The organism is Sphingomonas sp. BK481, assembly GCF_014194875.1.
In the GTDB taxonomy this organism is placed as follows: domain Bacteria; phylum Pseudomonadota; class Alphaproteobacteria; order Sphingomonadales; family Sphingomonadaceae; genus Sphingomonas; species Sphingomonas aerolata.
Genome location: NZ_JACIAP010000003.1, coordinates 440,178 through 454,223 on the forward strand (window position 1 = coordinate 440,178; position 14,046 = coordinate 454,223).

Genomic DNA, 14,046 nt, shown 5'->3' on the forward strand with positions numbered 1-14,046 from the left:
AATCCGGTACGATCCATGGCCTAATTGCGTCTGGCGGGGGATGCGGCAATGACGGCGATCGACACGCTATCGGCGGACATACGCTATGATGGCGGTGCCGCTGCGGTTCTGATTGCGGACTTTGGCGGTGCGGGGGCAGGGGATCGGCTCGCGACCGCGCTGGGTGCGCTGGGCGGGCGCCTGATTGCCCGGATCGACTGGCACATCTTGCTCGATCGGTCCGCGACACCGCGTATCATTCTGGTCGATACGGTGGGGATCAACGCACCGCTGCTCGCCGAACGGATGGCACAGATCGTGGCCTGGGCCGCCGATACCGATGCTGCGCTGGTGGTCGCGCTGCGGCCCGACCAGATCGACGCAATTACCGCGCTGACGCTGGGCGGTGCGACATCGCTGCTCGTCGATCCCGGGATCGGCGAGTGCGTGGCCGCAGTGGCGATCGCGATCGAACGATCGCGCCAGCCTGCTGGGGTCTTCGACGTCACCCGCGAAAGCGACGGGGCACGGCTCGAGCGCCTGAGCGCGGAGGTCGGGCGCATTGCCGAGGCGCTTGCCCGGCTGACACAGGCAGATCATGATCGACCGTCCGATCCCCCGGCGATCGTCGGCGATCGATCGGTCGCCTATCAGGCAGCGCCCGGGGCGACGCAGCACGACGCGACCGACATTCGACGCGCGATCCGCGCGCGGCGGCTTCGCGACCAGTTTTTTGGCGGCACGCTGTTCGAGGATCCGGGTTGGGACATGCTGCTCGATCTCTACGCCGCCGATCTCGAGCGGCGCCGTGTCTCGGTATCGAGCCTGTGCATCGCCGCAGCCGTCGCGCCGACGACGGCGTTGCGCTGGATCGCGCGCATGACCGATAGCGGGCTGTTCGAACGCCAGCCGGATCCGCATGATCGCCGCCGCGCCTATATGGCGCTGTCGCCGCCCGCGCGCGACGCAATGCGTGGCTATTTCGGCGCGGTCCTGCGCAACGAACTGCGGATCGCCTGAACGCATGTGCTTTGGGGCTTGCCCCGACGCCGCAGCTTTGGCATCGGACCCCCACCTCAGGGTCTCATCCCGAGAGGGCGCTTAGCTCAGCTGGTAGAGCGGCTCGTTTACACCGAGTAGGTCGGCGGTTCGAACCCGTCAGCGCCCACCATAGTTTTCCGCCGTTTTTAGCGGTTCTCCAGCATTTTCCCGAGTGGTTCGCGTGGTTCATATGAACCACGCGGCTTAGAAATCGAGGGCTGCACTGGCATCTTGCATGAAGCTGGGGCTGTATCGCGCATAGGTTCGCTCCGTTACGCGGGTTGACGTATGCCCGAGATATTGCGCGATCTTTTGCATCGGCACGTCAGCCTCGGCCATCCACACGCCAGCCGTGTGACGAAAAACGTGGGGCGAGCATGGAACGCCGGCACGTCGGGCAGCAGCGGTTATAGCGCGCCGGATGCTTTTGATTTGGGCGCCGGCATATTCAATTACGAACTCGGAAAGTGCGGCGGGTTGCGCCTCTCCAAGTGCCAAACGTGCTCGTGTGTTGAGCGGCACGACCGTGCGTCGCTTGTTATTTACGTGCCGGCCGGCCGGGTTGAAGTTCGCTATTCCCCTGACCAGGTCGACGCGGTCCCAAGTGAGATCTAGCAACGCCGACATGCGGGCGCCGGTCGTTATCGCGAGGATTGCATAAAGCCGAACATGCGGGGTCTCGATCGCCGCCAGCAGCTTCGTGACCTCCGCCTTTGTCAGGTAGCGGTCGCGGGGAGCGCTTTCAGGCGGGATCCAAAGCTGTGGTGCTTCATCGCCATAACGGTGCCGGAGGCATGCCCGCAAAAACTCAAGCTCTGTTTTTGCGGTGCTATCGGTCCGTCCGGCCGCACGTCGGGCTTTGTGATAGGCGCGGCAGTCGTCCCGATTTACGGCGCGACCGAGACGATGACCAAAGTGAGGACCGAGGACTTTCCATAGGCCGTCAAACCGCTCGGTCCGTGTGACCACCTTTTTTCGGTCGGCAACATACGCCGCCCAGAGATCCTCTATCCTTTCGGACGCGGGTCGATGTCGGTGGGCCCAGATGTCACGAGCGCGAGCCTCGGCGAGGCCTCGGTCATCCGTGCCAAGCGCGATCCGAACGCGTCCCCGCTCTGCGTCTTTGAAGACGAGGGCGAGAGATCCTCGATAGGGAGCAATTCGGTAGTCTGACATTCGAACCTTTCGACAGCGGCAGCGGGGATGCGAATCAGCTTCCCGAGTTTGAAGCCCTCAATCTCGCCGGCTCTATACATCCGGCGAACCTTATCTGAGCTACAGCCCCACCGCTCGGCGAGCGTTTCGGGCGAAAAGGGACGTGCGATACCCACTATGCGGCCTTTCGTTTGGCGAAAGCATTGCTGCCGGCGCGGCGATTGTAGAGGCGGAAACCCCGGTTCTGGGCGGCGAACATCAGCTCGGCGTAGCGATCGGCTTCCATGTCGCTCAGGACGCGGATACGTGCGGCGCGCTCGAGGCGGGCAAGCTCGCCTTCCTGCTCAAGATATGGGCTGAAGCTCGCCATCACCGGCGCCCGTCCGAGAGACTCGCGAGCAGCGTGAGCAACACAAAGGGGGCACAGATGATTGCGAGGACGATGGCCAGGACAGTGGCGAGTGCCATCTTGGCCTTGCGCCAGCGGTTTGGGGCAGTGTCAGTCGTCATGCTGCTACTCCGAATTGAAAAGGCATGCCGGCGCGGGGCGCGGCTGGCGCGATCGGCGCCGTCGATTTGGTGGCCGAGGGCGCGACGATCGCGGCGATCGGCGCCGGCGTCGGCGCCGGCTGGCGCAGGGCGCGATTGCAATCGGCGATCAGGCGGGCGCTTGGCTGCGCGGTCTCCCACCAGATCAGCGTGTCGATCGCGTCCGCGAAGCCGACGATCTCGTAATCGTTCGGCAACTCGATAGCCGCGGCACGGGGGCGGCGCGCTGCGACCGTGAGGGCGTGAAGCCTCTCGTAAGGCCATGCGCCACCCAACTCGGGATCCTGCGTCCACGCCGCCTCGGGCTGGCCGTCGACGATCGCCCACCAGGTGCACGCGATCGTGCCCATGATGCGGATGCCATCCGCTGCCGCGAGCGGGGTCATTCGGCCGGCGTCGACCAGTTCGGGATAGCCGGTGATCCGAAGCGCGTGCAGCTGCGAGGCAACGCAGGCGAGCAGCTCGTGATCATGCTGCCAGCGTGGGGCAGGCATCAGATCATCCCCAGCGCTTGGAGGTAGGTCTCGAGGATGGCTTCCTCTTCCTGGAACTCTTCCTTCGCCTTCAGGCGGATTGCCATGATCTTGCGCAGCGCCTTGCCGTCGTATCCGCGGCTCTTCGCCTCGGCGATGACGTCCTTCAGATCGTCCTGCGCGCCCTTGATCTCCTCGACGATTCGCTCGGCGCGCTCGACGAGCAGCCGCAGCTCCTCCGCGGCGGTCTCGCCGTTCGTCTGGATTGGATCGGGCACGACGCGCTTTTTGCGGCCCTTCGTGGTTGCGGCGGTGGGCTGGAACGGGGTCGGCATGTGACGGACCATTCCGCCAGCATCGCGCACCGTGCGCATGGTCATCATGGTCATCGGATCAGCTCCGCGATGAAGGGGGAGAGGGTGCGGACGGCTTCAATCAGGCCGGTGACGACGGCGCCGGTGGCTATGCCGCTGACGATCATCACGAAGGTCTGAAAGCCGTCATCGTCGTCGGCCGGGCGGGGCGGGAGGCTTGCCATCACGCCGCGTCCTGCGCTGCGCGATCGAGGCAGGCGCCGCACGCGTCGGGCGCGCGCCACTGGCAGGGGCCATCAGCAACGGTGCACGAGTCATAGGCCGAGCAGCCGCAACCCGAGCAGATCCGGATGTCGTCGGCGGGGGATTCGACGAGCTGGAAATAGACGTCCGGATCGAGCGGGAAGACCTTTGCCAGGCGCTCGATATGGCTGCGGTTTTTGGCCGTATATCCGTCCGTTTCGAGCGCGCGCAGGAAGGCTGCGGTCATCGACCGATACGCGATGCGAGGCATCAGCTGTTCCGCGATCTGTGCGATCGTCAGGTCGGCTGCGTTACGCCGCAGGCGGAGGTAGTTGGCCGGCGTCATGATTCGCGCGGCAATGGTGTTCCCGGGGCGGGGGTCATGGATGGAGACGTGCAACATCAGGCGATCCTTCAATTTGCGGGGGATGTGGAGTGGTCAGGGTTGCGGAAGACCCAGCAGTTCACCGACTTGTCGGTGATCGAGTTGACCGTCTTGATGGCCTCGAACTTGCGGGCCTTTGACGACTTCAGCAGGCGCTTCAGCTCGTTGGCGGCACAGGGCATGCGCTGGTTCAGTTCGCCGCAGCGCTGCTCGAATTGGACGAGGCTGACGGCGAGCAGGTCCGGCGTGCGACTGTGGTTGATCGGCCGTTCGCAAGCGGGGCCGTCGAGCGCCCGCATGTGATCGACGCGCTCCCAGAACCATTCGACATGCGGGTGATCCGTCTCGACCGCCTTCTGCCGCTGCTCGAGCATCGTCACGATCATGCGGTGCGCGTCTGTGACGTCGGCGGGATCGATGTTTACGACCAGGAGCATGGCGTCGAGCATCGCGGCGAGCTGGGCGTGATTCTTGGCCAGGCGCCCGTTGCGGATCCCCGGATGCTTGAGCATCGCCGTTTCATGGTGGGCGAAGGCGGCGCGGTAGCGCTCGAGGATATCCTCCTCGCGTCGGGCGACGTGGACTGGAAAGCCGCTGATGTCCTCCATCGGCATGGCCGAGAGGCGTTCGGCCGCGAGCTTGCCGGCCGCGCTGAAATGCGACTTGTCGAAATGGATGCCGAGGATTCGCTCGGTGATGGCTGGCGAGCCCTCGACGACGTCGTTCTGGGCGATGACGATCGCGCCGCGGAAGGGCGGCTCGAAGGTCTCCATGCCGGCATTGGCGATAGCGCGCGTCCGGACGGCACGACCGTTATACGCGGTCTTCAGCTCGTCCCATTCGAAGCGCTTGGCGTGCGGGTTATCCTTGCCGCGATCGGCCTCGATCAGGACGACGGGGAGATTGCCAACTTGCCCCATGCTGCGTGCGATGCCAGCGCCGGTGGCCTTGGTCGGGTCGAAGCCCTCATAGTTGGCGCGCCCGTACAGCTTCCACAGGAATTCGAGCAGCGTCGACTTGCCGGTGCCGGGCAGGCCGGTCGCCTCGAGGAAAGCGAGCGAGTCCTGCATGTTGCGGATCTGCTCGGCGAAAAGCGCCAGAACCCAGAAGGCGAGAACGACGACGCCCTTGCCGCGGTAGGCAGTGACGAGATCGTTGACCCATGCCGTGTCGAGCTTGTCGGCATCATAGGCGATGCGCAGCAGGCGATCGGTCGTGCGCAATTTAACCGAGCGTTTGCCGAGAACGAAATAATCGTCCTCGTTGGGGTCGAAGACCCGGCCGTTGTGCACGGCGATGTCACCGAAGATCCATGCGCTGTGCTCGATCGAATAGCCGGTGTGCTGGATTGCCTCGACGGTGCGGATGTCGCTCCACTGCATCTGCATGAGACGAGCGATCTGGGCCTGCGACCCGGTCCAGAGGGCGCCAGGCGCAACTGATGCGAGCCGCTTGGTGAACTCACCGCTGGTCGTGACGGCCGAGCCCGAGAACGTCGCCTTGACGGTCGCGCGGTCGGACGGGAAGTCGACGCGAAGGAAGTATGCGCCCTCCTCGAGCGCAGCGTCCTTCTGGAAATACAGGGTGCGGAACACGCAATTGGCGAGTTCGGTGATGTCGATCGCTTCGGCCGCGGCCCGGTCGACCCGCTCAAGCGGTGACATGTCCTTGAAGGCGGCGAACTCGGGGTCGTCGCTCTCCATCCACTGCTGCTGGATCTGGTTGATGCGCTCAACCGAGAAATTGGCCCATAATTGGCGACGTCCGAAGACGAGCGGGAAGGACTGATACCGATCGCGCTTGTAGATCAGCAGCGCCTTTGCTGACGCATCGGTCGCGATGGTGATCTCGCCGTTGTAGAGATAGTCGGCGCGATGTTCGGCTGTCAGCTCGTCGACCAGCGCGAGGTCGTTCCAGTCGCGCTTCTCACCCTCGCCATCGGGACGGACCTGCGCGGCGCCGACTTCCCAGCCGTCCTCGCGCGCCTGTTTGACGAACTTGCGGGTGAAGCTGACGCCTGCCTTGCCGACGTCAAAGGCGAAGATGATTTTTGGGGGCGCCTTGCCGAGATCCGCCGCAGCGCGGCGCAACGCGCCGAGCGCCTTCTCGGGGTAATTGTTGCAGCTCATCAGGCTGACGGCAGGCTGACCGCCCGACTGGATCATGGCGATCGAGTCGAAGATGCCCTCGACGCACCAGATCGTATCGGCCGCGGCGAGCTGCTCGATCGGCAGCATCGACCACCATTCGCCGCGGTACGATCCGCCGTACCCGAAGTTCGCCTTCTTCTTCCCGAACCGGCCGGGCTGGTCGATCAGGCGTTCCCAATAGGTGCTGCCCGGCAAGGGGAAGCGGACGGTCGCTGAGCCGATATTCAGCTTCTGATCGAAATAGGCTTCCTGGGTATAGAGTCCGCGCAGACCGAGCAGATCGAAGCCGCGCGCATGCGACAGGTAGGCGTCAGCCGCGGCGTTCGGTGCCTCGGCCGTCTTGACGTGACGCTTCGACCAGTCGTCGAAAATCTCGGGGTAGAGCTGCTTGACGCTGAAGGTTTCGCCGCATTTGTCCTCTCGGCCGCAGCGCAGGACCCATGGCTTCTCGGCGTTCGCCCACAGTTCCTTCTTGCCGCAACCACCATGCTCGGGCGGGCATTTGCCGCCCCGCAGATAGGTGCCCTTCATCTGAAGGCCGAAGTCGGTCTTCAGGCGGGACAGCAGGTCTCTGTGCAGATCTGAACGCATGGGAGGGGGCACGTCTTTCGGGCAAGCGGAGGGCGTTCCCGGCGACGGGGGTCGCGCCGGGTGGATCAGGGCAGTGCAGGGTCGTTTGCGGCGAGGTGCCGCGTTGGCTTAGCTGGGGGCGGGAGTCGTCGCGGCCGGCGAGGTCACGACGTCATCATTGGCTGGCGTCCGGTTGTCGTCATTCGCCGGCAACGGCCGGGTCCTGCAGATGTTCGGATTGGCAAAAGGGAGGCGGACCTCCGGGTTCGGGCAAGCGCTCGGCACGATCGTGCGAATGACCTGCAGCTCGGCAACAAAGACGTGGCCGCACGTGTCGTTCTCACAACGGTAGCGGATGCCCGCATTGCCTTTGATGATCGGCGTGATCGCGTACATGCCGTTAGGCGTCAGGACGAGCCGCTCGGCGCCGCCTACGTTGAAGCGGAACGCATTGTTGGCGCGGTCGAACACGACGGACGCGCCGTCGCCCATGGTGAGCGTGGCATTGCCACCCGCCAGATCGAGGAAGAACTGCGCATCGCGGCCGAATGGGCCGGTGAACGTGTCGCCGCTACGCCGGGCGGGTGTATAGCCGAGCCGTCCGGCGATATCGGCGTACCAAGCGCCCTGCTGCCCATCGAGCAGATCGGCGTCGAGGCCCGAGCCTGCCCCGTCATTCGACGGGTGCCAGACAGGGCTCCCACCTACCACGAAGGAATTGGCGCTGACCGTCGCGCCGGCGGTGATGTTGGTCTGGATCGTCAGCGAGGGCGCGCTGAGCGCCTTGGCAAACGACGCGCCGTTGCCTGCGGTGACGAGATCGAGCGACTTTAGGAAGGTCTCGGCGGTGACCTTCTTCAGCGTCCGCCCATCGGCTGCGGTGACGACGACGTTGATGACGTTGATCGCCTCGACCGGGGCGAACAGGTTGAGATTGCGCACCGACGTGTCGCCGTTGCCGTCGCGGGTCATGACGGTGTTTGCGCCTTCGCCCGACGACGGCGTCTGGCCGCGCAGTAGATCCGCGTCGAGCCCGGATCCGGCACCGTCATTGCCCGGATGCCAGGCAGGGAGCCCGCCAATCAGCACCGAGTTTGCCGCGACCGTCGCGCCGGCGGTGATGTTGGTTGCAGCGGCGAAGGTCGACGACGACAGCGCGCCTGCGAATGCCGCGCCGGTCAGCAACGCGAACTCGGATGCGTGCCGCCCATCGAGCATGTCTGCATCGAGACCTGAGCCCGAACCGTCGACCGTCAGCATGCGGGCAATGATGTTCGCGGCCGTCATGATCACCGCCATGCTCTTCGGCGTCAGCGCCCGCACCGCATCGGCCATCGCTGCCGCCTCGGCGTCGGTTGCCAGCTCGATCACGCCGGCCGTCTCGGTGGTGGCAGGCGGATTGAGGAAGTTGGCGTTACCGAAGGTAATCCGGTCGGCGGGCACGCCGACCAGCGCGATATCGATCGCGAGCAGTAGCAGCGACGCGGCCGACTTCTCGACGATCGTATCGGCCTGGCCGTAGATCGCGAACATCGTGCCGTCTTCGAGGTACAGCGCGAAGGAGCGCAGCGGATAGGCGTCGGCGGACTCGTCACGCACCACGAGGTGGATGATGTCCGAGGCAACTGCCGCCCCCGAGATCGTCGCGATGCGCTTGTATTCCCCGGGCAGCGTCGTGCTGGTCGGCAGCGGTGCCACGCCCGCGCCTGACACGCCGACCGCGGCGATCTGAACCGCGTTAGTGCCGCTGTGCGCGGCGTTGACGAGCGCCGCGCGGCCGGCATCGGTGATCGTAAGGGTGAGGGCCATATCGACTCCGTCAGGCGCTAAGGGAAAGGCGGACAAATGCCGCGGGGCGGGCTGCGCCGATCACACCGACCTGAGCGCTTGCGTTGAGCGCCTGGCTGAAGGTGAAGTGCGAGCGGACGGGTTTGGTCCGGTAGACCTCGGCGATCACGGCATCGACGTAGCCGGCGTCTGCCGGCGCGCCCTGTTCGTTGGTGACGTTGAGGACGAGGCTGAAGGTGTGCGGCTCGCCGGGCGGCTCCATCTGCCACCATTCGCGGATCGCGACGATGCCCCCGAAGGACTCTATGACGTCGCGCACCGACGAGGACGTCCCCTTGCGGCGCTGGATCGCTAGCGCCTGGCGCACGCGCGCGCGCTTCACCGTTTCCGACCAGGCGCTCGACCAGCTGTCGATCGACAGCGCCCACGCCAGATAGGGCAGCAGGTCGACCGGGCAGGTGTCGGGGTTCCACAGGTCGCGTAGCGGCACGGGAACATCCGCGAGCCGCGCCATGCTGGCTTCGAGCGCGCGCTCGAGCTCGCTTGCGTTGCGGGGCAACAGCGTCATTCGCCGAGACCTGCATGATTGACGGTAACGCCCGTGCACCAGCTCGCCTGCGTACGATCGAGCACGATGTCCGCAACCGGGCTGGTCAGCACGACGTTCTGAACGCCTTCGGTATGGAGCGCCCCGAAGATCCCCGAGCGGGTGATGTCGCGGCCGAGGCGGTGCGAGTTGGCGACGTAGGCGGCGAGCCGCGCGCGGGCATCGGCGATGACGATCGAGCCGTCGGGACCGGCAAATGTCGTGATTGATGCCGTGACCGCATATTCGACGATCTGCGCCGACTGGATCGTGACGTAATCAGTGAGCGGCCGCCGTGTCTCGGCCGACACGTAGCTGAGCACTGTGTCCAGCAACGCGGGCGATGCCGCGCCGTTGCCAACGCGCGACAGGACGGTGATGCGTACCTCCCCGGTCGTCGGGCTCGTAGCGCTGGCGTCGAGCACGTCCGACGCGGCGGACAGCGCGTGGAAGATGTAGGCGCCCTCAGGGCCGGCGACGGAATAGCCCTCGGGCGCGAGCACCAAGCGACGCCGGAAGTCCTCGTCGCTTTCGTAGACCGCGGGGGCGTTGGTCTGGGCGTTCGCGGGGGTGATGAGCAGGCGCACGACGCCCATCAGAGCGGCGAGGTTGTCGAGATCCGCGCCGATCGCATAGGCGGGCATGACCGCACGCGCGGCATCATTCACGCGGGCGCGCAGCAGCATCTCACGGTACGCGGCGACCTCGAGCAGCTTGATGGCGGGATCGGATTCGACCGTGGCATCGAACGTCGGCACAAGCGCCTGCAGAGCAGCAAGCATCTGGCCGTAGATCGTGTCGTAATCGAGGGTCTCGACGATCGTCGGCGCCGGCAGGCGCGACAGATCGACAGCGGTGAAGGTGGACGGCTCAGCCATTGGGCCATGTCGTCGGTCAGGTCAGGCAAGCGCCATCATGCTTGGGTGTGGGATGGGATTTCACACCCAGTCAGAATGTCCATTATTGGTGGGAAGCGGACGTTCCTTCCCATGTCGCTGTCGGTCGATTAGCGTTGGGAGATGGACGTGCTGGACTGGTTAGCGCGCTGGTATGCAGCGCAGTGCGATGGCGATTGGGAGCATGGCTTTGGTCCCCGCATCGGCACCATCGACAACCCCGGTTGGTCGTTGAAAGTGGAACTGGCGGGAACCGACTGCGACGGTCGTGTGCTGGAGCGCGTCACTCACAACTATGAACACGAGACGGATTGGTGGACGTGCTGGACGGACGACAACGCGTTTCATGGCGCTGGCGGGCCGCTTCACCTTCGCTCGCTGTTAGAAGCCTTCCGCGATTGGACAAAAGACGTCGCTTAATGGGCGGAGGGACACAGTGTGGCTCGGATGCAATCGTTGTGCGACCAACATGGCTGCCTATCGGGTGGGTAGATCAATCTTCACCGGGCCTGTCACTCCCGGCACGGGCATGAACAGGACAGCCACACCTAGAACAATTCCGGCGACGCCCCACACATGGCGCTTTTGTCGCAGAAACATAACGCCGGTTACAATGCAGTAGGCTGCTACTGCCACGCCTATGGCCGTCCAGACCCAAATCACTCCAGTGTCTCCGCCGGCTTATGCTTGACGATCTTGCTTAGCCGCCCCTCAAAGCACGTCTTGCTTTTTGAACTCGTATCGGGATCAGCAGCCATTTGGGCACTAAGCCATGGCTCAGGAACGGCCGCAAGTGGGCGTTAGGGGTCATCCGGTCGATCACCGGACCGAAGGTCGCTTTGTGGTGGAAAACGGACGGTCCGGTTATGGGAAGGCGGACTAAGATAGCCGACCTCCCGCGGCGCGGCTGCCTTTCCTGATCGGGATGGTTGATTGGGAAAGCGCACCGCGCTGGCGCCGAACCGTTCCAGTCGTCGGCACGATAGCCTGCCTTTAACAGTAGCAACGCCACGGTCCCGCAAATCACGCGATAATGCTCGGCCCAACCATACCAGCCTCCTCCGCCAGCACGGATCGCGAATCACAAACGATCGCCGTGAATCCCTGATGATCCAGCTCGGCTGAAAAGCGCTCTGGTGAAGATCTGCGATTAATTCCTGACAGTAACCATAGTGCAACCCTTTTCAGTCCAGTAAATCACGAGTGATAAAACAGGGCGGATGTCATGCGCGGCACGAAGGCGGGCCACCTGCGATTGGCAGCATTGAGCTGCGGGTTATTTCTCGGTGCATGCGGCAGCGGCGGTGGTGGCATCAATTCGACACCGACGCCGCCTGACGCATCCGTCCCGCCAACCACGCCAGCGCCTGTTCCTACACCAACGCCCACTCCGACACCGACACCGACACCGACACCAACACCCGCTCCGACAGCGACGAATTCCGACACACGCGAATACCGCGCGACGGTGGGTGCGGTGTCGATGAATGCGCTCGCAGCTTATAATAGGGGTGCGACCGGCCTGGGCATCGGCGTCGGCGTCATCGACAGCGGCATCGACCTGCAAAGCGAGGAGTTCGGTAGCCGTATCTCCACCGCCTCGACCGGGGTCGCCGGCAACACATCGATCGACGACGAGGGAGGGCACGGCACCGCCGTTGCCTTCACCCTCGCCGGAAGGCGCAATGGCACCGGAACGCACGGCGTCGCGTTTGACTCAACGCTGATCGTGTTGCGCGCGGATCGCCCCGGCACCTGCGTCGGCGGCACCACGGACGACGCCGAATCGGGCTGCAAGTTCTTCACCGATGCGATCACCCGCGGCGTCGATACCGCGCGGACAGCAGGTGCGAAGGTCATCAATATCTCGCTTGGCGGATCGGCGATGCCGCAAAGCCTGAAGGATGCCGTCGGCCGGGCGACGCTGGCCGGGATCATCGTGGTGATCGCGGCAGGCAACGACGGTACCGACAATCCCGACCCCTTCACCAATGTCGCCAATGACAGCATCGCTCGCAACATGGTGATTATCGCGGGTTCGGTCGGTACAGGCGACACGCTGTCCACGTTCAGTGACAAGGCTGGCACTGGCGCTGCACATTTTCTCACCGCAGTCGGCGAGCGGGTCCCCGCACCGGACAATAACGGGGCTAATTTCCTCTGGTCGGGAACGTCGTTCGCCGCCCCGCAAATCTCCGGCGCCGTTGCTTTGCTCGCGCAGGCGTTCCCGAATCTTAATGGCGCGCAGATCGTCGACATCCTGTTCAAGAGTGCGCGCGATGCCGGCGCCGCAGGAGTCGACGCGATCTATGGCAATGGCGTGCTCGACCTGACGCGTGCATTCCAGCCGCTCGGGACGACGTCGGTCGCGGGGTCGAGATCTGCGATCTCGTTCGTCAGCAACGGCATGCTGTCGGCACCGATGGGCGATGCCGCGCAGGGGTCGTTGGGCGCGGTCGTCCTCGACGGCTACTCCCGTGCCTTCGCGACCGATCTTGCCCCGACGATCGGGCGCAGTGCACCGTCGTCAACGTTGGGCGGCATGCTCCAATCAAGGACCCGGGCGGTTGCCGTGGCGCGTGGCGGCATGACTGCGTCGATGACGTTGGTGCCGAAGTCCCGTGGTTTCGGATCCGGTAGCACAGACAATGATGATACGCGGTCGATCCTGACCAGGGCCGACGTTTATCCAAACGCTGGTCCGAATAGCGGGTTCGACGCCGGGCAATCGCGCGCGATTGCCGCAACGATGACCCAACGGCTTGGCGAGACGCTGTCGTTCGGGCTCGGCGTTGCGCAGGGATCGACTGCAATAACCGCGCAGCTGACGGACCAGTATGAACCGGCGTTTCTCGTTGCTACCATGTCGGGCCTCGGCTTCGACAGCAGCGCGCGGGCGTCGAGCGCGGTGCGGCAGCGTTTTGGTGGGTTCGGCGTGACTGCGGGGATTGAAACCGGCGATGTGCTGTCGCGCCGCGAGGCAGATGGATTTGCGCGTACCGGCTGGCGGCGGTCAGGCTATGAGCACGTCGCTATCGGTGTCGATCGGCAATTCGGCGCGGTGTCGACGTATGTCTCGGCTACCCGGATGAGCGAGCAGAATACGTTTCTAGGTGCGAGACTCGATGCCGGGCTAGGTGCTGCGCGTGCAGCAAGCTGGTTTGCTGATGCCAAGGCGCGGCTCGACGGCGGCGATGGCTGGTCGATCGGCGGCTCGTTTCGCCAAGGCTGGTCCAGCATGCATATCCGCGGCGGTCTCAACGGCGGCGGCATGCTCCATACCCGAGCATTCGCAGCCGATATCGGCAAGGCGGGCCTGTTCGGCACCGACAGCATCGGCCTGCGCATCGCCCAGCCTCTGCGGGTCGCACGGGGCGGGATCGATCTCGCGCTGCCGACCGACTATGACTATGCGACCAGCCAGGTAACCGGCTGGACCACGCAGCGCCTGAACCTTACGCCAAGTGGCCGCGAGCTTGATATCGAGGCCCGATACAGCCTGCCAGCGTTTGGCGGCGGACTTGAATCCAACCTGTTCCTGCGCCGCGACCCCGGCAATTTTGCGAATATTCCGACCGATTACGGTTTGGCGGTACGCTTCAACCGCGGATTCTGACACGCGGGGCAGCTGGACTGTAATGATCCATACGGTCGGATTGGCTGTCATGGTCGCAAGACGGTGGCCAAGCCTTGGACGTGATCTCAGCGATGCAAGGAAGAGGGTGACGGAAGCAGCAAGGGGTCGGCTTAGGCTGAGGGCGAATTGACACTTTACGCGGAGCAGCCGGGTTAGGAGGAGATATCGGACCGTCCGCCATTTCGCAGCCCGACGGCGTCAGCAGTAGTTTGGTCGATCGCCGGGCCGAATGTCGCTTTTTGGTGGAAAGCGGACTGGCTGCTTTCGGGAATCCTCGATC

Annotated in this window: 15 protein-coding genes and 1 tRNA gene; 4 read left to right on the forward strand and 12 right to left on the reverse strand. The window is 64.5% G+C overall.

What is annotated here, in order from left to right:
• The first annotated feature begins 48 nt into the window (after positions 1-48).
• Together FHY04_RS08460 and FHY04_RS08465 are read left to right on the forward strand one after the other, a co-directional pair.
• A complete protein-coding gene (locus FHY04_RS08460; protein ID WP_183936101.1) occupies positions 49-999 on the forward strand; it encodes a hypothetical protein in 951 nt (316 codons plus the stop codon).
• A gap of 75 nt (positions 1,000-1,074) precedes the next feature.
• Positions 1,075-1,150 (forward strand) — tRNA-Val (locus FHY04_RS08465).
• Positions 1,151-1,224: 74 nt separating this feature from the next.
• On the opposite strand, the gene FHY04_RS08470 is transcribed toward FHY04_RS08465, so the two are convergent.
• From FHY04_RS08470 to FHY04_RS08525, 12 genes are all read right to left on the reverse strand, one after another.
• The gene (locus tag FHY04_RS08470) at positions 1,225-1,989 is read right to left on the reverse strand and encodes a site-specific integrase (protein ID WP_183936102.1); all 765 of its coding nucleotides are present in this window, start codon (positions 1,987-1,989) and stop codon (positions 1,225-1,227) included.
• A gap of 38 nt (positions 1,990-2,027) precedes the next feature.
• Positions 2,028-2,351, reverse strand: a complete 324-nt coding sequence (locus FHY04_RS23040; protein ID WP_183936103.1) for an excisionase family DNA-binding protein — start codon at positions 2,349-2,351, stop codon at positions 2,028-2,030.
• Positions 2,351-2,545: a hypothetical protein gene (locus tag FHY04_RS08480; protein ID WP_183936104.1), complete on the reverse strand. Its 195-nt coding sequence runs from the start codon at positions 2,543-2,545 to the stop codon at positions 2,351-2,353. The genes FHY04_RS23040 and FHY04_RS08480 overlap by 1 nt, the downstream gene beginning before the upstream one ends.
• Positions 2,545-2,685, reverse strand: a complete 141-nt coding sequence (locus FHY04_RS08485; RefSeq protein WP_183936105.1) for a hypothetical protein — start codon at positions 2,683-2,685, stop codon at positions 2,545-2,547. Before FHY04_RS08485 ends, FHY04_RS08480 begins: the two co-directional genes overlap by 1 nt.
• Positions 2,682-3,218 carry a hypothetical protein gene (locus FHY04_RS08490; protein WP_183936106.1) on the reverse strand — a complete coding sequence of 179 codons (537 nt, stop codon included), beginning with the start codon at positions 3,216-3,218 and terminating at the stop codon, positions 2,682-2,684. The genes FHY04_RS08485 and FHY04_RS08490 overlap by 4 nt, the downstream gene beginning before the upstream one ends.
• Positions 3,218-3,463: a DUF2312 domain-containing protein gene (locus FHY04_RS08495; RefSeq protein WP_311724270.1), complete on the reverse strand. Its 246-nt coding sequence runs from the start codon at positions 3,461-3,463 to the stop codon at positions 3,218-3,220. The genes FHY04_RS08490 and FHY04_RS08495 overlap by 1 nt, the downstream gene beginning before the upstream one ends.
• 119 nt (positions 3,464-3,582) lie before the next feature.
• Positions 3,583-3,735, reverse strand: coding sequence for a hypothetical protein (locus tag FHY04_RS08500; RefSeq protein WP_183936107.1), 153 nt, complete (start codon positions 3,733-3,735; stop codon positions 3,583-3,585).
• Positions 3,735-4,157: a helix-turn-helix transcriptional regulator gene (locus tag FHY04_RS08505; protein WP_183936108.1), complete on the reverse strand. Its 423-nt coding sequence runs from the start codon at positions 4,155-4,157 to the stop codon at positions 3,735-3,737. Before FHY04_RS08505 ends, FHY04_RS08500 begins: the two co-directional genes overlap by 1 nt.
• 11 nt (positions 4,158-4,168) lie before the next feature.
• Positions 4,169-6,880 (reverse strand): toprim domain-containing protein, encoded by a 2,712-nt coding sequence (locus FHY04_RS08510; protein ID WP_183936109.1) that lies wholly within the window; start codon positions 6,878-6,880, stop codon positions 4,169-4,171.
• A gap of 108 nt (positions 6,881-6,988) precedes the next feature.
• Positions 6,989-8,668, reverse strand: a complete 1,680-nt coding sequence (locus tag FHY04_RS08515; protein WP_183936110.1) for a hypothetical protein — start codon at positions 8,666-8,668, stop codon at positions 6,989-6,991.
• A 10-nt stretch (positions 8,669-8,678) separates the two neighbouring features.
• On the reverse strand, positions 8,679-9,215 hold the full coding sequence (locus FHY04_RS08520) for a phage tail protein I (protein ID WP_183936111.1): 537 nt from the start codon (positions 9,213-9,215) through the stop codon (positions 8,679-8,681).
• Entirely contained in the window at positions 9,212-10,111 is a 900-nt protein-coding gene (locus FHY04_RS08525; RefSeq protein ID WP_183936112.1) for a baseplate J/gp47 family protein, read from the reverse strand. The genes FHY04_RS08520 and FHY04_RS08525 overlap by 4 nt, the downstream gene beginning before the upstream one ends.
• A gap of 141 nt (positions 10,112-10,252) precedes the next feature.
• Between FHY04_RS08525 and FHY04_RS08530 the strand changes: the two genes are divergently transcribed.
• The gene (locus FHY04_RS08530; RefSeq protein ID WP_183936113.1) at positions 10,253-10,549 is read left to right on the forward strand and encodes an immunity 53 family protein; all 297 of its coding nucleotides are present in this window, start codon (positions 10,253-10,255) and stop codon (positions 10,547-10,549) included.
• Positions 10,550-11,612: 1,063 nt separating this feature from the next.
• Entirely contained in the window at positions 11,613-13,745 is a 2,133-nt protein-coding gene (locus FHY04_RS08535; RefSeq protein WP_260171394.1) for a S8 family peptidase, read from the forward strand.
• Positions 13,746-14,046: the final 301 nt, after the last annotated feature.